Raw genomic sequence first — 20398 nt, forward strand, 5'->3', positions numbered from 1 at the left:
CGCCAGCTGGCGAAGCCTCGCGGTTCAGGCGCGAGTTGGTTTTGTGGATTTCCGATCAGGTGACCAGACTTCGTTCTGAAGCCCGGAACGGACGCCGCGCTGGCTCTTGCAGATAGTCATGGGCCACTCTGCCCAGTCCCAGCGTGAGGTCTGCACGGATGTGAAGCGCCGAGACGATCTCCAGAACGGGCAGATCAGCGACCGGCGCCAAGGCGTGCGGTGTCAGGGAGAGAGCCGCGGGTCCGGTCCAGGCGCCCTTCAACGCGATCTGCTCGAGGCGATATTCAACGAGCTCGCAGATGCGCGGGCTGCCATCGACATGCGGGATGATCTTGAGCAGAAAATTCGGCTCCTCGAGCGCGGCCTTGACCTGGCCAAGATCGGCTTCGCGGTGCTTGTAGCCCATCGTGCCCGTCGCCACCCGCAAGGGCCCGTAGTCGAGCGTACCGATCAGCGTGTCGATCTCGGTCCGCAATGTCGGCTGGCCGAGCTTTTTCGGAAAGCCCCAGAGCTCGCGTCCCCCGGCAATCGGTCCTTCGTCGTTGAGGAACATGCAGTGGTTGTAGCCGCCCGTGTGGCCACGGAACGAGACCGGAATGACCTGGCCGCTTTCCGTGTAGTCGCCGAAGCCATTCGAATCTGGCATGCGGATGAATTCATACTTGACGAGCGGGTTGCGGTCATCGAGTTCCAGCGGTTCGGGCACCACAGCGCGCAGCCTTGCCGGGTCGGTGCGATAGGTGATGATCAGGTACTCGCGATCCACAAACCGGTAAGGGCCCGGCGGATAGGCCGGGCTGGTGAGCGGCATCGCAAAGGCGCGCTTGCGCACATCGTTCTCACGCATGGGGTTCTCCGTGCATCAAATCAGCGCTCTATTCACGGCCATCGTGCTCTAGATCGAATGTGAAAACTCCGTCCGGGGTGACCGGGCGTGCGAGCACCTCGGGATGACGCAAGGTGCGAAGCGCATCGTGGTAGCCGGCGCGCCAATGGTCTTGCATCGAAAGGCGGGAGAACTCGTAGTCCTTGGAGTGGCCTTCGTGGTTGCGCGCCCGATAGATCAGGTGAACGATGTTGTAGACGTTGGGAGACACCGCGGTGTTCAGGAGCTTCACATCCTCGTGCTCCCTGAGTTCTTCGGGAATCCGGTCCAGGAGCGTCGTGAGCGCACGTCGCAGGCGCTGCACGTGCTTGAACTGGTCGGTGCTCGCGCGCGTGCGACTGGAATATTGAATTTCCTTCTGACGCGTGACGACCTCTGGCAGATTGCCCGGAAGCTGCCCCTTCGCGCTCCAGAGATCGACCTGAAACGCCAACATGTCCTGCGGCACACCCCCATCGATCACCCATTGCAGCGGCGTATTGGAGACAAGGCCGCCGTCCCAGTAATGCTCGCCCTCGATCTCCACGGCGGGAAAGCCCGGTGGCAGCGCGCCGCTTGCCATGATGTGCTCTGGGCGAATCGTGTGGGTTCTGCTGTCGAAATAGACGAAATTGCCCGTTCTCACGTTGACTGCTCCTGCACTGAACCGCGTCATCCCCGCGTTGATGCGATCGAAGTCAATCAGGCGCTCCAGCGTGCTCTTCAACGCGCCGGTGTCGTAGAAGCTGGTTGCTTCGGTCGTGCCGCCGGCGTGGAGCCATGGCAGGAGGGGGCGCGCGGAGAAGAACCCGTTTGCGCCGCATGCCGCGGCAAGGCCCGCGCTCATCTGGTTGAGGATATTGCGCGCATTCTCGTTGCGCGCATCGAGAAACGGGTTTCCGGTCCAGTCCCAAGGTGCAGTCGAAGTTACCTGCGTCCAGAAATCGCGCAGCCGATCAACACGTGACTCGGCCGGGTTGCCCGCGATGATCGCGGCATTGATCGCGCCGATGGAAATGCCGGCAACCCAATCGGGGTGGATGCCAGCTTCCGCCAGCGCCTCGTACACCCCTGCCTGGTAGGCGCCGAGAGCGCCGCCGCCTTGCAACAGCAGGGCTATGCAATCGAATGGCAGCCGCCGTTGGGTGGCCGGCAGGTGTGATCGGGGCTGGAAATTCATGACTGGTCTTGCTCTCGGGTGTGGGATGATCGAGCCGGCGTTGCGGAAGCCGCGATGACCGTTCGCTAAAACAAACTATACGGTATAGTGTATATATTGCGCGTTAATGTGCAACTCACGAGATCGTGCTTCAGTGGCGCGCTGTCACGTTCGTGGCTAGCGCTGAGTTGACCGCTGTCCGACCTTGGGTGGCTCGAGCATCACTTCCTTCAGGTGATCGCCGGTAGCGATGACGACCACGAAGTTGAGCTTGCCATCCTGTTTCATCAACCCGCCAGCGAGCGCCTGTCCGTCCGCCGCGCTTTCCGCGACCCGCACCGCGTCCGACAACTCCTGCTTGATCCACTTCAGGGCTATGATGTTGGCGAGATCCGCGCGATCGAGCTCCTTGAGCGATGACGCGATCTCCGTTTGCGATACCCTTCCGGTGTTCGCATCTATGACATTCTCAAAGACCCGCTCGTTCTTGATCGTGCGCACGCGGTAGACCGGCGGACCGGATATCTCGAAGCTGATGTCTGCGGTCCTCGACCCATCGTGCAGACCCTCCGCAATCGCCATGGCCTGTCCGATCGGGACCTTCGTGGTGTGGAACTGCTCCAACACGCGGCGAATGGCCGCCTCCTCGACGTTGCCCTGCGCGGTCGCGCTTTGCTGTTCGGCGTCGGTAGGGACCTGCGTGACGCCGGCCAGAGCACCGGTGCCGGCGAGGGCCGCGGAACAAACGATGAGGGCAAACAGCTGCTTCTTTGGCATCGCGCATAATCCTGTGGTGTTCTTCATGATCGGTGGTCTAGTTCGGCACGAAGGCGTACCGGCTGATCTGGAAGCCTGGATGCCGAGCAGATCGCCACAACTTTCGAGGCCGCGCCGGAGCGAGCTTGTGCCGTCGCGCCGCGATCCGATGCGGGCTCCCCCGCCCTGCTTGGTCATGAACGGCGGGCTGTAACTGGGCCAGGCTCTCGCGAACGCGTAGATCGGCCGCCGCCGGGTTGCCGTCATCGTCGCGCACAACGGCGCCGCCGACTTCAGTTTCGGGCAACTGCGGTGGAGCCTGGGCGATATCGTGCTCGGCGGGCGCGGGACGCAGTCCGAACCCGCTGGTGTCGATGACGGCCGCTTCGGGGCCCCTCCGCTCCGAGTGGATCCGGATCGGCGGCAACGCAGAATGCTGCTCCGTGAGCCGGCTCGGCGAAGGTGCGGGCAACACCCAGTCGGCCGCCAGAAGCAGCAGGAGCAGCGCCCCTCCAGCGGAGAGAAAATACGCCCGCAGGGGCATCTCGGGCTCGACGGCGGCGCTCGCACGTCGCGACAGGACAGACTTCCTGCTCACGGCCTGTTCCCAGACATGAAATGATTCCGTCTCGTTTTCAGAAGCTCGTGGGCCGCGGGTGCCGGCACGCGCGTTCGGCGTCGAGATAGCCGCGCTCGTCGAGCCATTCGATCGGGCAATAGGCCATCGCCTTCGGGTCGATCACGTGCCCGTCGCGCTTGAGGGCCGCTCGCGTGCCGGTGCGTCCGCTCCAGACCGAAGAGCCGGTGGCCGGCTCCACGTCCATGACGTCGAACACTTCGATGAAGTTGAGCATGTCGAACGTCCAGGATGCTCACGCGGCGGGCGGGGAAGGGGGCTCGACGCCTTCAAGCGCGACGCCTCTGCGGACGAGTTCGGATTCGATCGCGTCGAAGATGGACTCGACCGGCGCGAGCCACACCGTGACCCAGCAGATGATGCAATCGCGAGCAAGCAGCAGTCCCGACGTCATGCGCGGCCCCTCCGGCTGGCCGCATGCCGCACCGGCGCGGGTTCGCCGACGGCGAGCGCGTGCACCCAGGCGAGCACCGAGATGGTGAGACCCAGCAGCAGGCTCACGCCCACGAGCGACACGGCCACCATCAGATTGAGCGAGGCGACGGCAATCCCGGGCCAGGGATTTTCCCGCACGAGCGCCAGGAACAGGCTTGACATCTTCGGTCTCCTAAATAAACTACACCGTATATTTCATATACAGCGCGGATCGCGGGATGTGTCAAGAGCCGAGACTCACAAGCCCGTGTTCGTCCTGGTCGGGCGAGGGGACTTCGGAGTGAGGTCAAGGTTCCCTTTGAAAGCAGATGCCTCAACTTGAGAAAGGATTCGATATGTTCAAGAACCGGTTGGTGCTCGCACTCCTGGTGCTCGTTGCGTCGGGCGCCGCTGCGTTCGCGCAGGAGGACCGCGGCACGGCTGAGCAGAGAGCGGCGTGCACGTCTGACGCGTTTCGCCTGTGCGCCGGCTACATCCCCGATCCCACCAATGTGGAAGCCTGTCTCAGGCAAAGAAAGTCGGACCTGAGCGAAGCCTGCAGAGCCGTGTTCGACCATGCAGCCGCTGCGGCTTCGGTCAGGACCGTCGGGTCGCACCGATAGCGCGGCGCAAGGAATGAGGAACGATCGTATGAATACGATATATGCGCCTGCTTTCGCCGCGTTCGGAGGCTCGGCCTTCGGAGCGATTTCCACGATTGTGACGGGATGGATGTCCCGGCGCCGCAGACTCCGCGAGCGCCATCAGGCGCACGCGGTGTCGAAGCGCGAGAAGCTCTATCGCAGCTTCATTGAGGAGGCGTCCCGACTTTACGCGGACGCGCTCACCAGCGACAAATCCGAGATCCCGGCATTGGTGAACTTGTATGCGCTTATCGGGCGCATGCGGATTCTGTCCGAGGATGAGGTGGTCCATGCCGCAGAGCGGGCTGGCCGGCTGATCATCGAGACCTACCTTGCCCCGAACACCCCGTTCGTCGACCTGCCGGGCTTCCTGGAGGAGATGGATCCGTTGCGTGAATTCGGCGAAGCCTGCCGGCGTGAGATGCACGCGATTCCGTTGCGTTGAGGCCGAGCATGCTGAAGGCGCAGACGACCCGCCAGACTGGATTGTCCTGCACGCGTGAACGAATCGTGCAGGCTGCAATCCGCTTGTACCGGGAGATCGGGTACCGGAAAACCACGGTTGCCGACGTCGCTCGCGACGCTTCAATGTCCCCCGCAAATCTCTACCGGTTCTATCCCTCCCGCCGGGCGCTCGAGGAGGCCGTCGTGACGGAGCTGCTCGACGAGGTGTTGGCGGCGGCCGCAAGTGCAGCGCGAAGCGGCCGCTCGGGCCTGGAGCGCCTGAATGCAACGTTTGGCGCGATCTCCCGGCTGCATGAAGACCGGCTGGCAAACGATGTCCGCTTGCACGAACTGGTGGTGGCCGCAGGACAGGCGAACTGGCTGGCCAGCCTGTCTCATGCGGATCGGCTTCGTGGTGTGGTGCGGTCGATCATCGCGGCGGGGCAGGTGAGCGGGGAGTTCCGCGGCGGGAGCCCGATGGCGCTCGCCTGCTGCCTGCTGGACGCGATGGATGCTTACCTCAACCCCTCCCGTGTCAAGGCGACCGCCCTTCGGCCAACGTTCGACGAGATGATGCGCTTTTGCGCGGGGGCGCTTTGCAATGCCGCGTTCGCTGGCCCGGCGCCCCATCAACTCATCAACGTTCAGGCCAGTATGCGCTACAAACCCGCCTGTTAAACCCGACGCTCGATTGGCTCACGGCGTCCAGTCTGCCTCACAGGCCGCGAGGAAGAAGCCGACGCGTTCGCGCATGAAGGACGGCAGCTCCCGTCTCAGCTCCTTCGGTGTTTCCCCGACCAGCGAGCGAAACAGCATCGGCAGCAGGATCAGATCCAGGAAGATCTGAGCGGTGGCAAGGCTTCGCTTGCCGCCGAAGGGCCCCTTTGGAGCGCGCGCCAGCTTCTGCGTCGCTTCATTCAAGAGTTGGGAAACGGCGTTGACGGAGCGATCGCGCGCGGCGTCGTGGACGTTGCGGCTCAACTCGGGAAAACGCTGCGCTTCAGCGATCGTGGCGCGAACCATGCCCAACGATTCCTCGATGAGCTTTTCCACGATGGTGGTGCCGAGGTTCGAGAGCTTGTCATGAAGGGTGCGGCCCTCGGCCTCGACGCCTTCGAAATCCGTCAGCCTGCTGATGGTGCGGGCCACCACCGCCGCGAACAGTGCCTCCTTGCCGGGGAAGTGCGCGTAGATGGTCGGCTTGCTCGCCGGCGCCAGCTCGGAGATGTCGTCGATGCTGGCGCTACGATAGCCCTTCTCGAGAAAAAGCTGCTGGGCTGCGTCAAGGATCCGGACCTGGACGTCGCCGGCAAGGTCTTTGGTCGGTCTGCCCCGTTTCGGGGTGCTCTTCTTGGTCATCCGTCGATCCTCCAGTCACGAGTCTGTGCGCGCGCAGATCGCACTTGACATGGCGGGCCGGAAAAGGCAACAAAAAGAAAATATACTGTATAGTTTATTTAATCGCCGCGACGTCCATCAGGGCCCGCGGCGGCACCTCCCGGACAGTCGAAGCCGCAAACCTGTGTGCATTGGCCTTGCGACCGTCCGGTCGACCTCAGGAGAGAGCGAATATGTCGTGCCCCGACCCGGACCGCCCACAACACGGCATCCTGCTGCGCGAGTTGCATCACAGGGTCGATAAGGGGATCGCCTCGGCGATCGATCTGGTCTCGGCGGCGGTCATCCGCGCCGACGGAGCGGAAGCAAAGGCCGCCCTGAGCGACGTCGTGGAGCTGCTGCACGGACATGCGGAGCTGCATCGGGCGCTGGCCATGCCGGACGGCGATGTCCTCAACGATGCCGCGACTTACATTCGCCGACTGGGCTGCGCCATGCGCCAATCCTTTCTGGATCGAATGGGGATCCGGCTGACGCTCACCACCGAGTCTCTCCCGCTTCAGCCCGAGCGCTGCGGACGGCTTGGCCTGATCGTCCACGACCTCATCGTCAACGCAGCGAAGCATGCGTACTTCGACGCGCGCTCCGGCGAGATCAAGGTCAAGCTGTCGCGCATCGGCTCGGTCGCGAACTGCGTGGTGCTGGACAACGGCTCGCGGCCGGCGCGGGCCTTGGGCCGGGAGTTCGAGATCAGCAATGACCTTGCGAAAGGGCTCGGCGGACGGATCGAGCACGGCTTCGCTGCCGAGTTCACATCCGTCGTGGTCGCGTTTCACCTGAGCGAGCGGGAGCGGCAGGCAAGCTGGTCGATGGCGGCGCGCCGCATGAGGCGGCCGCGCCGGCTGAAGACCAACGCGTCCGTGACGCCCGGCTCGGGCGCCGGCCTCCCGGATCAGATCGAGCGTCCGGCCGCGATGCGCGCGGATCCAGATTCACTGCGAGCGCGCCCGAACGAACGGGCCACGCTGACCACGGGCCCGGACGTCCTGGGCAATCTACTGTCACCCTCTCACCGTACGGACGCGCTATGAACCCGCGTTATTCGAACCTCTCCAAAATCGGTCGAACCGAGCGCTTGCTGAGGCCTCTCGGTGGCCTGGCCCTCGCACTTGTTGCTGCCGCGCTTGGCGGCTGCGACGATCACGCTGCCAGTCCTTCCGCGCGCGCCGCTGTCGTGCGCACGGAAATCGTGCAGCCGAGAGATCGGCAATCCTCGCTTACCCTGACCGGTGAGGTGCAGGCCCGCTTTCGGGCGGATCTGTCGTTCCGCGTCAGCGGGCGCGTCCTCGCGCGCTATGTCGATGTCGGGACCCACGTGAAGGCCGGCGAAGTGCTGGCCATTCTCGACCCGGCCGAGCAGGAGGCCGATGTCGATGCCGCCACCGCCGCCGTTCTCGCCGCAGAATCCCAGCTGCGTGTGGCAAAGGCGACTTTCGATCGGCAGACGGCGCTGATCGCAAGCGGCTTCACCACGCGCACGGCCTACGACCAGGCGCAGGAAGGGTTGCGAACCACGGAAGGTGCGCTTGAAGCGGCAAGAGCGCAGCTCGGAACCGCGAAGGACGTGCTCGGCTATACCGCGCTGCGAGCCGAAGCCGACGGCGTCGTCACCGCACGCAGTGTGGAAACCGGTCAGGTCGTACAGGCTGCCCAACCGGTATTTTCACTGGCGCAGGACGGGGACCGGGACGTCGTCTTTGACGTCTATGAGTCCATTTTCCTCGGTGCTGCCGACCGAAGCAGCGTTTCGTTGGTGCTGATCTCCGATGCGACCGTGACCGCAGGCGGTCAGGTTCGGGAGGTCTCGCCGGCGGTCGACGCGAGGAGCGCGACCATTCGGGTCAAGGTGGCGATCAACGACCCGCCTACCGCAATGACGCTTGGAAGCGCCGTCGCGGGAACTGTGAGAGTGAAGACCGAGCCGCAGATCGCATTGCCCTGGCGCGCATTGATGGCGGCGGGCACCAGCCCTGCGGTCTGGACCGTCGATCCGGCAACACGGACCGCCTCGCTGAAGCCGGTGACGGTCGGTGGCTACGAGGCCGGAGAAGTATTGATCAAGGCAGGTCTGGATCCGGGCGAGCGCGTCGTCGTGGATGGCGGCAAGCTTTTGAGCGTGGGCCAGCCCGTGACCTATGAAGGAGACCGCTCATGACGGGCCGCGCAACGATCGTGGCTGGCCCGCTTGCATGCGCGCTCGCGCTTGCCGGATGCCAGCAGGAGACGAAGGCGCCCGAGGCCGTGCGGCCCGTCCAGTCGCTGCTTCTCGCAGCGGACCACGCGGACGATGCCGTTGCGGTGGGCGTTATCGAACCGCGCTACAAAACCAATCTCGGCTTCCGCGTGCTGGGACGTCTGATCACGCGTCCCGTCTACGTCGGTGACCTCGTGACTGAAGGACAGACGGTTGGCACGATCGACTCGACCGCCCTTGAGCTCGCCGTTCGCGCGGCCAAAGGCCAGCTTGCCAAGGCCGAGGCGCAGTTCGCGACCGCTCGCGCGACGGAGGAACGGCAGCGAACGCTCATCACCACCGATGCAACCACGAAGCAGATGCTCGATAACGCCGAGCAGGCGCGTGCCGGCGCCGAAGCGACGGTTGCGCGCGAACAGGCCAATCTGACCAAGGCGGTCGAGCAGCTCGGCTATTCGCAGATCAAGGCCGACTTCGCCGGTGTGGTCACCGCAGTCGGTGCGGACGTCGGCCAGGTGGTGTCCCCCGGCCAAAGCGTGGTGACGATCGCAAGGCCCGATATCCGCGAAGCGGTCGTCGATATCGGACCGGACTATCCGCTGCCGCTGGAGGTCGGTCTGCCGTTCACGGTCAGCCTGCAGCTCTTGCCGGCGGTTCAAGTGGAAGGCACCGTTCGCGAGATTGCGCCGCAAGCCGATCCGGCAACACGCCTGCGGCGGGTCCGCATTGCGCTCAGCAATCCGCCTGACAGCTTCCGGCTCGGCGCGACTGTCACGGCAAAGCTCGGCAGGCAGCAAGGCCCGGTTCTCCGGCTGCCTGCGTCGGCGCTGCTCGCCAAGGATGGCGCCAATTTCGTCTGGATCGTCAATCAGCCCGCCAGCACGGTGTCGCTGCAAAAGATCGATGTGGCGGCTGGCCAAACCGGGGCGCGCGTCACCGGTGGACTTGCTGCTGGCGCACGCGTCGTCACCGCCGGGGTCCACAGTCTCAAGCAAGGACAGCACGTCCGTATCGAACAGGATCAGCAGCCATGAAGTCGTTCAATCTCTCCGACTGGGCGCTCGGTCATCGCTCGCTCGTCTGGTATTTCATGATCGCCTTCATGGCGGCGGGACTTTTTGCCTATCTCCAGCTGGGACGGCAGGAAGACCCCGACTTCACCATCAAGACCATGGTCGTCCAGGCGCAGTGGCCGGGTGCGTCACCCGAGGAGATGACGCGCCAGATCACCGACCGGATCGAGAAGAAGCTCGAGGAGCTGGAATCGCTCGATTACACCAAGAGTGTGACGGTTGCGGGTCAGGCCACCGTCTTCGTCTATCTGCGCGACAGCACCAAGGCTGCCGACGTGAAGCCGACCTGGATTCGTGTTCGCAACATGATCGCGGATATCAAGGGCGACTTCCCGCAAGGGGTGATCGGGCCCGGCTTCAACGATCGCTTCGGCGACGTGTTCGGCAATATCTATGCCTTCACCAGCGACGGCCTGAGCCAACGTCAGCTGCGCGATCATGTGGAGGACATCCGTGCCAAGGTCCTGACCGTGCCCGATGTCGGCAAGGTGGACATCCTGGGCGCACAGGACGAGGTAATCTATCTCGAATTCTCCACCCGCAAGATCGCGGCCCTTGGCCTCGACGTTCACGCGATCATGAGCTCCTTGCAGGGGCAGAATGCGGTTGCCCCATCCGGCGTATTCCAGGAGGGGCCCGAGCGGATCAGCGTACGCGTGAACGGCCAGTTCACGTCGGAGGCAAGTCTGAAGGCGGTCAATCTGCGCATCAACGATCGCTTCTTTCCCCTGACCGACGTCGCAACCATCACGCGCGGTTATGCCGATCCGGCCAGGACCTTGTTCAGGTACAACGGCGAGCCGGCGATCGCGCTTGCCATCGGCATGAAGTCCGGCGCGAATCTGCTGCATTTCGGCGAGGCGCTGAAGGAGGAGATGTCGAGAATTACTGCCGACTTGCCGGTCGGCGTCGGCGTTCACCTCGTCGCCGATCAGCCCGTCGTTGTCGAGCATGCCGTGTCCGGCTTTACCGAGGCGCTGTTCGAGGCCGTGATCATCGTTCTCGGCATCAGCTTTCTCAGCCTGGGCATGCGCGCCGGCCTTGTCGTCGCGATCGCGATTCCGCTGGTTCTCGCCATCACCTTCGTCGTGATGGCCTATGCCGGCATTTCGTTGCAGCGAATTTCGCTTGGCGCCCTGATCATCGCGCTCGGCCTGCTGGTCGATGACGCCATGATTGCCGTCGAGATGATGGTCGCGCGTCTCGAGGTCGGCGATCCCCTGGAAAAGGCGGCGACGCACGTCTACACCTCGACCGCCTTTCCCATGCTGACCGGAACGCTGGTGACCGTGGCCGGCTTCATTCCGATCGGGCTCAATAACAGCAATGCGGGCGAGTTCACCTTCACGCTGTTCGTGGTCATCGCCGTCTCCCTGATCGTCTCGTGGATCGTGGCGGTGCTGTTCACGCCGTTGCTCGGCGTCACCATCCTGCCTGCCAGGATGAAGGGCCATCACGAGCAGAAGGGGCGCGTCGCGCAGTTGTTCACGCGTCTCCTGCTCGTCTGCATGCATCGCCGCTGGACGACGATTGGCGTTACAGTCGCCGCCTTTCTGCTGGCGCTGTTCGGCATGAATTTCGTGCAGCAGCAGTTCTTCCCGTCTTCGGATCGCGCCGAGCTCGTGATCGACTGGAATCTGCCGCAGAACGCATCCATTGCCGATACCAACTCGCAGATGGCGCGCTTCGAGCGCGAACAGCTCCAGGGCAGCAATTCGGTCGACCGCTGGTCGTCCTATGTCGGCACCGGCTCGCCGCGCTTCGTCCTGTCCTTCGACGTGCAGACCGCCAACACCTGGTTCGGCCAGATGGTGGTCGTGACCAGGGGCGGCATCAAGGCGCGCGATCAGGTCAAGGCGCAGTTCGAGGACTATCTGAAGAAGACGTTCCCCGGCACCGACACCTACGTCAAGCTGCTCGAGGTCGGGCCCCCGGTGGGGCGTCCCGTGCAGTTTCGCTTGAGCGGGCCCGACATCGCGAAGGTGCGAGACCTCGCGCAGAAGCTCGCCGGCATCGTGCGGAGCAGCCCCGATCTCGGCAATGTCGTGTTCGACTGGATGGAGCCGGCCCGCGTCGTCAAGGTGGACGTTCTCCAGGACAAGGCGCGGCAGCTCGGCGTCACCTCGGAGGACATTGCCTCCACCTTGAACTCCGTGCTCGAGGGCACGCCGATTACCCAGGTGCGCGACAGCATCTATCTCGTCAGCGTCACGGGACGTGCGACGGCGGCTGAACGTGCCTCCATCGACACCCTGCGCGACTTGCAATTGACCGCGCTCGGCGGCCAGGCCGTGCCGCTCGGTGCGGTGGCCAATTTGCGTTACGAGCTCGAGCAGCCGACGATCTGGCGGCGCGCGCGGATCCCGACCATCACGTTGAAGGCCGGCATCGTGGGCAACGCGCAGCCAAAGACCGTCGTGGATCAGCTCGCGCCGAAAGTCGCGGAGTTCACCAAGACGCTGCCGGCTGGCTATTCGGTGCACATCGGCGGGTCCGTCGAGGAGAGCGCCAAGAGCCAGGCGCCGATCGTTGCCGTCGTTCCGCTCATGCTGTTCGTCATGGCCACGGTGCTGATGATCCAGCTGCAGAGCTTCCATCGCCTGTTTCTGGTGTTCGCGGTCGCGCCGCTGGCCGTCATCGGTGTCGTCATGGCGCTGCTGCCGAGCGGTGCTCCGCTCGGCTTCGTCGCCATCCTCGGCGTGCTCGCCCTGATCGGCATCCTCGTCCGAAACTCGGTGATCCTGATCGTGCAGATCGAGGATCTCAGGAAGGAGGGGCGACCGGCCTGGGACGCGGTGGTGGAAGCGACCGAGCATCGTATGCGGCCAATTCTGCTGACGGCGGCCGCGGCAAGCCTCGCGCTGATTCCGATCGCGCGCGAGATTTTCTGGGGGCCGATGGCCTACGCGATGATGGGCGGCATCATCGTCGGCACGCTGCTGACGCTGCTGTTCCTGCCGGCGCTGTATGTGGCCTGGTTCCGCATTCACCCCGATCACAACGATAACTCATCCATGCACGAGCCCGCAGCGCCCGCGCACGGCATTTCGCCGGAGCCGGTCTCCGCGGCCGCGCCGGTGCCGGTTCTCGAACCACAGATCTAACAAGGGAAAGTACAATGCTTCGCAACACAGGTCTGATGCTGTCCATCGGTGCGGCACTTGTAACGGTGACGTTGACGTCAAATCCGGCGTCCGCGCAATTCCCGCCGCCGCCGCCCATGGCGGGGCCTCCGCCGATAGCAGCCGGAGGTCCTCCGGCCTTCGCGGCTCGTCCGCCGATCGGACCTGGCGGTGTGCCGCATGCCGGCCTCGGCGGCCCGGCGCCCCGCCTCGGTGCTGGAGCTGCACCGCGCGGGGCTCTCGCTGGAAGCGGGCGCGGCAGCCCGGCGGTGGCGAACGCCGCTCGCGCCACATCCGTCACCTACAACCGCTTCGGAGGCTACGGCCGCTACGGTGGAGCCCGGTACGGCTATCGCGCCGCGTATGCGGCCAGCGCTTACGCCGGAGCCGCTGCCGGCTACGCCTATGGCGGCTCGCGCTATTCCTCTGACAGTGACTGCTACTACGTTTACAGACGTTACCGGCGCGTGATGGTGTGCGAATAGACCGCACACCGACCGCTACGGCGAGCTCGCCATCAACGCCGCCCCGGCGAAGGCGGCGGCGGGGTAGGGCGTGTACTCCCCTAGATCAATCCCTTGTTGGACGCGTTTTTTGCCGCCGAGTTTCCGCCAGCGTAATGGCGCCGCTAGCCACCAGGACAATGACGATGACCGTGGCAAGCGCCTCCACCGAGGCTAGGGTGTCGTACCAGCTGTTCCAAAGCTCAAGCATGCGCTGGCCTCTATCTGAGCGGGCGTCCACCAGCGATAAAATGCGCTCCGTCGAAAGGACGTGCCTTCGCGCACAGGGACAATGCTACGTTTCGTCGCGCGCGCTTTGATCGCGCGGCAACATGACCTATGCCCGGCGCCCGAATATCGAGCGAACGTAGGTTCCGGTCGCCGTGCACAGAGATCGCCCGCGGCTATGTCGAAGATGTTGGCCGACTGTGAAGTAGCTTACATCCCGTGTTCTTGGCCCGGGCTAACGTGGCGGAAGCTTCTTGCTTTGAAGGAGGCATCCAATGCTCGCAGCAATCAAATGGAACTCCCGATACAACGCGCGCGAATGGGGGATGATGGTTGGGGCGCTCGCCGTCCAACTCCGTGCACTGAATGCAAATCGACGGAAGGGCGAAAGCAAGCCGAGGCGGCCGCCCTGGAAATACTTCGACGATACCCATCATTGGGACACAGCCGCGGAGGAATGGGTCCCCAACAATGATCGGTGATCAGGCTTCAAGATCCCTTTCGCTGATGGACCTGGTCGAGCGGTGCGGTCACGTACAAGCAGCTGGATCGGGATGTGCGTCGGGACTTCCCGAAGAGTGACGCAGCAGCGCGCCGCCGACGGGGCGTAGCGCTACGGCGCCGGGCCGGGACCCGGAGGCGGCATGGTAACGGCCAGCTTCCGGCACGCCGCCCTTGCTGATATTCTCCGCCAAAAGACGTTTGGCGGAGGATAACGATGCGGCCCCACGGGATGGCCTCGAATATAGCGGCTGGCGATGTCACGCCCGCGGTGCTCGCCATCGGACGGCCGGATTTTCCGAGCGTGCTGATCGATACGCTGCGCCGGCAGGCCGATGTCGGCCATTGCATGGTGTTTGCGCTGAGCCGGGCCGGCGCTGCCCGCTGCCTGCTCGATGCCGGCAACATCCCGATCGGCGGCGATCTCGGCGCGGCCTATGCCGGGCAGTTCCACGAATCCGACCCCAACCGCGATGCGCTGTTCGAAGGCGAGGGCGGCGCGTCGATCGTGCTTCCGACTTTCGCCCCGCGCATGTACGGCGCGCGCTACCGGAAAATCTTCTTCAACGATTCCGGCATCGTCGACAAATGCGCGACCGCGATCTGGGTCGAGGACACCTGCTTCTACGTCAATTTCTATCGCATCGCCGCGCAGGGCCGCTTCAGCGACGCCCAGCGCGAACGCCTCCAGGCGATCGCACCTGCGATCGGGGCGAGCGTCGCGCGCCATTTTCAGCGGAGCGCAACGCCCGATCAGTCTCTCGCCGCGCTGTTCGCCACCCACGCGCCGCTTGCCGATCTCACGCCGCGCGAGCGGGAGGTTTGCCGGCGCATCCTCGAAGGCTTCAGCTCCGAGGCGATCTCGCAGGCGCTCGGCATCAGCCTGCATTCGACGCTGACCTACCGCAAGCGCGCCTATGGGCGGCTGGGTATCTCCTCGCAGAATGAATTGTTTTCGATCGTGCTGCGCCTGCTCGCGGGGCCGAGCGGCCTGAACTAAGGGGTACTCTCAGGTCCGCTAACTCGAAATGGGTAGTTTCCTCAATGAACCCGATTTGCGATGATGCAGGGCAATTGCGGTGGCCGCCGCGGTTGTAGGGGGGCGGCCTTGGTTTCTATCAGGGTCAGCGACGGGCCGCTTAGCTCCGATAGGTTTGTGCGACTTTAGATCCTCGAGCTGTAGCTCCAATTCGCAGTTCTAGGAGGCCGCAATGGCAAATGTCTATTCAGTTCTGTCAATGTCCTTAGTTGCTACCGTTCTCATGGCTGGCAATGTCCAGGCCCAAAGCATTCCTCCGGAAGGCTCCGTCTTCGTTATATTCACCGCCACGCCCATTCCGGGCCGATGCCGATCGGCATCGGCAGAGAGTTTGCCCTCGTGAACCAAACGCGCGCCATCTCTTCGTCCGTCGGCACTGCAGTGATCAATCCGGTCTGAGCGCATCTGCATTGTCGCACCGATCGGACGTAGGGTGTCGATCAACCGCTTGGTGAACGGGAAAGTAGCGATCTTCGATCTTTATCAGGGAGATCAAAAGGTCAGCCATGATGGACAATCCAACTGCCTGGTCCAGGCGTCGACGATGTCCGATCCACGATCGCTAACGCCGGAGATGAATTTCCGCCAAGGCACCAGATATGCCGGCGTCCTGGTCGCGATTGGAGTGATCTATTTCGTCCTGGCAAAAGGCGGCCTCGCTCTCGCCTCTGTTCATCCCAGTGCAACGCCAATTTGGCCGCCGACGGGTCTCGCGCTGGCGGCGGTGCTGTTGTGGGGATATCGGACCTGGCCCGCAATTTTCATTGCAGCGGTGATCGCCAATGCGACCACCGCCGGCTCCGTTGCCACCGCAATTGCGATTGCTTCCGGCAACACTCTTGAGGCCGTCGTTGGCGCTTATCTGGTCAATCGATGGTCGCGTGGACGTCATACGTTCTCGAGACCAAATTCCGTCGCGAAGTTTGCTCTGATCTGCATCGTGATCGCGACGCCGATCAGCGCCAGCATTGGACTGACCAGCCTGGCGACCGCCGGGTACATCGATCGGACCAATTTCGCGAACGCCTGGGTCACATGGTGGCTGGGAGATGTGACCGGCGCGCTGGTCATTGCCCCCGTTGTCGTGCTTTGGGTATCAAGCTACGACCATGCTTTCAACCGCAATGATTGTTTGGAGACGGTCGGCGTCCTCGCAACAGCGGCGGCTGTTGGACTCATTGCTTTCAGTCCCCTGATCGAGCAAACGCCGAGCAGAGATCCACTGGGTTTTCTCGCGATTCTGCCAATGTTGTGGGCGGCACTGCGCCGCGGTCCACGTGACACCGCAACGGTTGCGCTGGTGCTTGCCGGCATCACGGTTTGGGGGACGCTCACGGGCGGCGGCCCCTTCACGACCACGGACCTCAACGTTTCATTCCTGCTGGTGTTGATGTTCCTGATCAGCATTACGGTTCCGAGCTTGTTACTGAGCGCCGACGTCGAGGTCCGCAAGAGGGGGGAGAAACGTCTGCGCCGCGCGCAGGTCGAACTCGAACGGAAGGTCGCAGAGCGTACGCAGGAGCTTGAGCTCGCCAATGCAGCAAAATCGCGCTTCCTTGCCATGGCAAGCCACGATTTGCGGCAGCCATTGCATGCACTGGGCTTGTTCATTGCCCAGCTGCGCATGCCGCTCAGATCGGGGGAACGGACAAGGACGATCGAGCTGATCGATGCAACGCGCAAGGAAATGGATGAAATGCTCAATTCGCTGCTGGATATGTCCAAGCTGGATGCCGGAATCCTTATACCCACAATTACTGAATTCCCGATCGCGCGCCTGTTGCAAAAAATTGAGACGACGTTTGATCAGGCAACGCGAGAAACAGGCTTGCGTCTACGCGTCAGGCGAAGTGACGCCTGGGTGCGGAGCGACGCCATGCTGCTCGAACGCATACTGCTCAATTTGGTATCCAACGCTGTGCGCTATACGTTGCGGGGTGGGATCATTGTCGGCTGTCGCCGGCGCGGTCAAATGTTGCGCATCGAAGTATGGGATAGTGGTCCCGGCATTCCCGAGGATCAGAAGCAGAATATCTTTGGCGAGTTCTTTCAACTGGCCGCCCGAGACCGGAACCGGTACGGCAGCATGGGGCTCGGCTTGGCTATTGTCGACAGGCTTCGCCTGCTTCTCAACCATCCAATCGACTTAGCTTCGACCGTGGGCCGAGGTTCGCGATTCGCGATCCTGGTTCCGATGGCCGATGAATGCGATACATCCGCCGAGCCCGTCGACTCTCCCCACCCCGCGGCCTTTGCAGTCGAAGGCAAGCTCGTTCTTGTTATTGCCGATGCTCCGATTGTCCAGCAGGGAACGGGCGGATTGCTTGGCAGATGGGGATACACCGTCCTTACCACCGGATCCGACGAAGCGGCACTTATCCGACTTGCGGAGCGCCAGCAACGCCCCGATCTCATCATCTCGGATTATCATCTTGCGAATGGTAAGACCGGGATCCGAGCCATTGAAAAAATCAATGCGGCGTTCGGTTCATCCATTCCAGCTATTCTCATCAGCGGCGATACGGCACCTGAACCAGCACGTGAGGTCAAGGATAGGGGATACATTTTGCTGCACAAGCCTGTCGACCCGATGCGGCTCCGCGCTGTCATGCACGAGCTCTTGATGGATCACGGCGATGGGAGGGATACCCGGGCGGCTTCATGACTCGGATTTCGGCGGCGATTCCCAGCCCATTTTCCCCACTTTGATGACTGCCTCGGTGCGGCTCGTTACGCTGAGCGCCTTGAGAACGACCGTGATGTGATTTTTCACTGTCGGCACTGCCATGTTGAGCGTCTTGGCAATGATCTTGTTGCTTTTTCCCTTCATCAGAAGCGCAAGCACTTCGATCTGCCGATCGGTCAATCCGAGACCCCTGAGAAAGTCGGGCGTCGTCGATTTATTTGCAAGCCGCCGAGACGGTGCGTCCTCCAGAATTTCAGAGGGAATGTAAATGCCGCCAGAGAACACCAACTCAATTGCGTTGAGCATGACCTCTCGTTCGGTTGTTTTAGGGATGAAACCCAGCGCGCCAAGTTTGAAAGCGCGCTTGACTGTGTCTTGATCATTCGAGGACGAAAGAATGATGATAGCAATGGTCGGATAGCTGTCTCGCAGTTCGCGGAGGACAGAGAATCCATCTCTGTCAGGCAAATTGATATCAAGCAGGATGAGGCTGATGTCGGGATGTTCCTCGACTATGTCCACTGCCTGACGGCTGCTCGAAGCTTCAAATATGACGGCTTCTCGCTTCAGCTGTCTCAGGACCGCGCACAACGCCTCGCGTATCAATGCATGATCGTCAACAATAAGGACTTTCATGAAAAGCTCTCCGTCATCCCATGGCACGGAGATCCAATTTGAGAAATCATACACCCGCCCTTGGGTCTTTGGCGAGGAAGAGGCTGGCGGGGAGACCGGCCTCGAGACCGTCCACTCTTCATCGCTGGTCCAGCCAGCGGCTCACGGTTAGACACTCAAGATAGAAGTTGAATGCCGTTGTATGCTGTAATTGTAATCAGCTCACGGGACGCCCAAAAAAGCGAGTGCGGATCACCAGAGTCGCGGATTCAGACTGCGGATATCTGTAAGTACCTTGATCATAGGACCTAGGAACCCCTCCGTGAGGACCTCCGGCTGATTTACGCGCGGTGCCGTTGAACGATAATCGTCACCCGACAGCTCCCGCGCCAGGAGGTTCTACCAGGCGTCGCCGTAATTCGCGGCCGGGTTCGGCGCGGCTGATGCTTTTCGTCAGTTTCGGTCCCTCTTGAAACGTGTTCGGACGCCGGACGGGGAACCAGATGCTTGATCGAACTGCCACCCTGAAGCCATTCGCAGGCGCGGTGCCGGAGCTGAACGGCTACGGCCGCGATCTGCGCATTGATGCCTGCCGCGGCATCGCGCTCTGGTGGATCTTTCTTGACCATGTCCCGAACAACATCGGGAGTTGGCTGACGCTGCGCAACTACGGCTTCAGCGATGCGGCGGAAGTATTCATGTTTCTTTCGGGTTTGACCTGCGCGCTGTCCTACGGCAAGGCACGGCAGAGCGGGGGCTGGACCGGCGTGATCGGCCGGACGCTGTGGCGAAGCTGGGATATTTATGTCGCATTTCTACTGCTTACCCTCGCCTGCGCCATCGTGGTTCACCTCGCAGGCGGCGGCCCTCTTGCCGATAAGAGCAATACGCGCATTCTGTTGGATCAGCCGGGCGTGACGCTCGCGCACGCGGCGATCCTGCAATACCGCCCGGTGAATACCGACATCTTGCCGCTCTTCGTGCTTTATCACCTTTTGTTTGCGCCGCTGCTGTGGCTGCTGCTGCGAGCTCCGAACGCAACGCTGGGCGCGTCGCTGCTGCTCTACGCACTGGTGCACGTCTTCGGCTGGACCATCCCGGCATGGCCGAACGGCCACTGGTTCTTCAATCCGCTGGCCTGGCAGCTGCCGCTTGTGCTTGGCGCGTGGTGGATCATCGAGGGCAAGAGAGTTCGACCGTGGGTGACCTCACGCACCGTGCTTGTTCCTGCGGTTCTTTATCTGCTGATCAGCCTCATCATCGCATTGAGCTGGAGCGTCAAACCGTTGGAAGCGTTGGTCCCTCGGGCACTCCTGACGCTGTTTTACCCGATGGACAAATCGAATCTCGCTCCATTGCGACTGCTGCATTTTCTGGCCCTTGCAGTCTTGGCCGTATGGCTCATGCCTCGCGATTGGCGAGGGCTGACGACGCCGGTGATGCGTGGCGCCATTCTCTGTGGCCGGAATTCGCTGCCAATCTACTGCCTTGGCGTTCTGCTGACGCTGGCCAGCCACATGGCGCTGCTCGACATTTCGGAGGGGCTGACGATGCAGATCGCGCTCAGTGTTGGCGGCGTCCTGGTGATGATCGTGGTGGCGGCGCTGCTGCATTTGGTCATGATCAAACCCAGGCAGCAGCTGCATGCGAAGGCCGTCGAGCAGCCAACCAGGTCTGAGCTGGTCATCAATCCCATGACAGCCAGGGCACTCGGCGTTGACATTCCGCCCGCGGTACTCGCCTGTGCCGACAAGGTTGATCGACTAAAGATGCTGTTTGCTCCGGTGCGCGAGTCCGGCTGCGGCGCGGATCCAGTGCCAGCAATCGCGCACGCCTTCGGGCCACCAGCGAAAAGTGCGGGTCAGGATGTGGATTAGATCACAAGGACCGACAAGGGACTGTGGAGCCTGCCCCTTGATCGTCCGGCCATCGTACAGGAGCCAAGGCCATGATTTCTCAACCAAGGACCCACAAGAGAGCGATGTTGATCGCGGCGTACGTGACGTTGGCCTGCGTAGCGGCATTTCTGTCGGTCAACCTGACATCACCCACCAGCGCCGCGCTCGGCGCGGACTGGCAGTGCAGCCGGTTTGCCCTCGTATTTACGACCTGCACCCCGG

The 20398-nt window shown here is 62.7% G+C and carries 22 protein-coding genes; 12 read left to right on the forward strand and 10 right to left on the reverse strand.

Annotation, left to right across the window (positions count from 1 at the left end; translation table 11 throughout):
• Window positions 1-55: 55 nt before the first annotated feature.
• The 7 genes from ACVWW6_RS16120 to ACVWW6_RS16150 all read right to left on the reverse strand — a co-directional run bounded on the left by ACVWW6_RS16120 (window position 56) and on the right by ACVWW6_RS16150 (window position 4014).
• The gene (locus ACVWW6_RS16120) at window positions 56-847 is read right to left on the reverse strand and encodes an acetoacetate decarboxylase (RefSeq protein ID WP_011089765.1); all 792 of its coding nucleotides are present in this window, start codon (window positions 845-847) and stop codon (window positions 56-58) included.
• A 28-nt stretch (window positions 848-875) separates the two neighbouring features.
• On the reverse strand, window positions 876-2045 hold the full coding sequence (locus tag ACVWW6_RS16125) for a DUF3734 domain-containing protein (RefSeq protein ID WP_456681019.1): 1170 nt from the start codon (window positions 2043-2045) through the stop codon (window positions 876-878).
• A gap of 156 nt (window positions 2046-2201) precedes the next feature.
• Window positions 2202-2828, reverse strand: coding sequence for a PepSY domain-containing protein (locus tag ACVWW6_RS16130; RefSeq protein WP_456681020.1), 627 nt, complete (start codon window positions 2826-2828; stop codon window positions 2202-2204).
• Between the two features lie 10 nt (window positions 2829-2838).
• Window positions 2839-3378, reverse strand: coding sequence for a hypothetical protein (locus ACVWW6_RS16135; protein ID WP_051000251.1), 540 nt, complete (start codon window positions 3376-3378; stop codon window positions 2839-2841).
• A gap of 37 nt (window positions 3379-3415) precedes the next feature.
• A complete protein-coding gene (locus tag ACVWW6_RS16140) occupies window positions 3416-3634 on the reverse strand; it encodes a hypothetical protein (RefSeq protein WP_028173096.1) in 219 nt (72 codons plus the stop codon).
• Between the two features lie 18 nt (window positions 3635-3652).
• Window positions 3653-3811, reverse strand: a complete 159-nt coding sequence (locus ACVWW6_RS16145; protein ID WP_165448173.1) for a hypothetical protein — start codon at window positions 3809-3811, stop codon at window positions 3653-3655.
• Window positions 3808-4014: a hypothetical protein gene (locus tag ACVWW6_RS16150; protein WP_028173097.1), complete on the reverse strand. Its 207-nt coding sequence runs from the start codon at window positions 4012-4014 to the stop codon at window positions 3808-3810. The genes ACVWW6_RS16145 and ACVWW6_RS16150 overlap by 4 nt, the downstream gene beginning before the upstream one ends.
• A gap of 173 nt (window positions 4015-4187) precedes the next feature.
• Here ACVWW6_RS16150 and ACVWW6_RS16155 point away from each other — a divergent pair, with 173 nt between their 5' ends.
• Genes ACVWW6_RS16155 through ACVWW6_RS16165 form a run of 3 tightly spaced genes read left to right on the forward strand, consistent with a single transcriptional unit; the run spans window position 4188 to window position 5597 of the window.
• Entirely contained in the window at window positions 4188-4454 is a 267-nt protein-coding gene (locus tag ACVWW6_RS16155) for a hypothetical protein (protein WP_039187265.1), read from the forward strand.
• Window positions 4455-4482: 28 nt separating this feature from the next.
• Window positions 4483-4920: a hypothetical protein gene (locus ACVWW6_RS16160; protein ID WP_049832451.1), complete on the forward strand. Its 438-nt coding sequence runs from the start codon at window positions 4483-4485 to the stop codon at window positions 4918-4920.
• An 8-nt stretch (window positions 4921-4928) separates the two neighbouring features.
• Window positions 4929-5597 (forward strand): TetR/AcrR family transcriptional regulator, encoded by a 669-nt coding sequence (locus ACVWW6_RS16165; RefSeq protein WP_060910310.1) that lies wholly within the window; start codon window positions 4929-4931, stop codon window positions 5595-5597.
• An 18-nt stretch (window positions 5598-5615) separates the two neighbouring features.
• Here the strand turns inward: ACVWW6_RS16165 and ACVWW6_RS16170 are convergent, their stop codons facing one another.
• Window positions 5616-6278 carry a TetR/AcrR family transcriptional regulator gene (locus ACVWW6_RS16170; protein WP_304548218.1) on the reverse strand — a complete coding sequence of 221 codons (663 nt, stop codon included), beginning with the start codon at window positions 6276-6278 and terminating at the stop codon, window positions 5616-5618.
• Between the two features lie 212 nt (window positions 6279-6490).
• Between ACVWW6_RS16170 and ACVWW6_RS16175 the strand changes: the two genes are divergently transcribed.
• Genes ACVWW6_RS16175 through ACVWW6_RS16195 form a run of 5 tightly spaced genes read left to right on the forward strand, consistent with a single transcriptional unit; the run spans window position 6491 to window position 13191 of the window.
• Window positions 6491-7348: a sensor histidine kinase family protein gene (locus tag ACVWW6_RS16175; protein WP_304548217.1), complete on the forward strand. Its 858-nt coding sequence runs from the start codon at window positions 6491-6493 to the stop codon at window positions 7346-7348.
• A complete protein-coding gene (locus ACVWW6_RS16180; protein WP_456681021.1) occupies window positions 7345-8472 on the forward strand; it encodes an efflux RND transporter periplasmic adaptor subunit in 1128 nt (375 codons plus the stop codon). Before ACVWW6_RS16175 ends, ACVWW6_RS16180 begins: the two co-directional genes overlap by 4 nt.
• Complete coding sequence (locus ACVWW6_RS16185) at window positions 8469-9545, forward strand: efflux RND transporter periplasmic adaptor subunit (protein ID WP_456681022.1); 1077 nt, start codon at window positions 8469-8471, stop codon at window positions 9543-9545. The genes ACVWW6_RS16180 and ACVWW6_RS16185 overlap by 4 nt, the downstream gene beginning before the upstream one ends.
• Window positions 9542-12688, forward strand: a complete 3147-nt coding sequence (locus ACVWW6_RS16190) for an efflux RND transporter permease subunit (RefSeq protein ID WP_456681023.1) — start codon at window positions 9542-9544, stop codon at window positions 12686-12688. Before ACVWW6_RS16185 ends, ACVWW6_RS16190 begins: the two co-directional genes overlap by 4 nt.
• Before the next feature lie 14 nt (window positions 12689-12702).
• On the forward strand, window positions 12703-13191 hold the full coding sequence (locus ACVWW6_RS16195) for a hypothetical protein (RefSeq protein ID WP_053815152.1): 489 nt from the start codon (window positions 12703-12705) through the stop codon (window positions 13189-13191).
• Window positions 13192-13276: 85 nt separating this feature from the next.
• On the opposite strand, the gene ACVWW6_RS16200 is transcribed toward ACVWW6_RS16195, so the two are convergent.
• Window positions 13277-13420 carry a hypothetical protein gene (locus tag ACVWW6_RS16200; protein ID WP_404523764.1) on the reverse strand — a complete coding sequence of 48 codons (144 nt, stop codon included), beginning with the start codon at window positions 13418-13420 and terminating at the stop codon, window positions 13277-13279.
• Window positions 13421-13712: 292 nt separating this feature from the next.
• On the opposite strand from ACVWW6_RS16200, the gene ACVWW6_RS16205 reads away from it, so the two are divergent.
• The 3 genes from ACVWW6_RS16205 to ACVWW6_RS16215 all read left to right on the forward strand — a co-directional run bounded on the left by ACVWW6_RS16205 (window position 13713) and on the right by ACVWW6_RS16215 (window position 17642).
• A complete protein-coding gene (locus ACVWW6_RS16205; RefSeq protein ID WP_060910315.1) occupies window positions 13713-13919 on the forward strand; it encodes a hypothetical protein in 207 nt (68 codons plus the stop codon).
• Window positions 13920-14155: 236 nt separating this feature from the next.
• A complete protein-coding gene (locus ACVWW6_RS16210) occupies window positions 14156-14938 on the forward strand; it encodes a helix-turn-helix transcriptional regulator (protein ID WP_456681024.1) in 783 nt (260 codons plus the stop codon).
• Window positions 14939-15410: 472 nt separating this feature from the next.
• The gene (locus ACVWW6_RS16215; protein WP_456681025.1) at window positions 15411-17642 is read left to right on the forward strand and encodes an MASE1 domain-containing protein; all 2232 of its coding nucleotides are present in this window, start codon (window positions 15411-15413) and stop codon (window positions 17640-17642) included.
• Here ACVWW6_RS16215 and ACVWW6_RS16220 read toward each other — a convergent pair.
• Window positions 17637-18299 carry a response regulator transcription factor gene (locus ACVWW6_RS16220; protein WP_011089752.1) on the reverse strand — a complete coding sequence of 221 codons (663 nt, stop codon included), beginning with the start codon at window positions 18297-18299 and terminating at the stop codon, window positions 17637-17639. The genes ACVWW6_RS16215 and ACVWW6_RS16220 overlap by 6 nt on opposite strands.
• A 482-nt stretch (window positions 18300-18781) precedes the next feature.
• Between ACVWW6_RS16220 and opgC the strand changes: the two genes are divergently transcribed.
• On the forward strand, window positions 18782-20155 hold the full coding sequence (gene opgC / locus ACVWW6_RS16225; protein ID WP_404523757.1) for an OpgC domain-containing protein: 1374 nt from the start codon (window positions 18782-18784) through the stop codon (window positions 20153-20155).
• Window positions 20156-20398: the final 243 nt, after the last annotated feature.

Source organism: Bradyrhizobium sp. USDA 3311 (assembly GCF_054062495.1).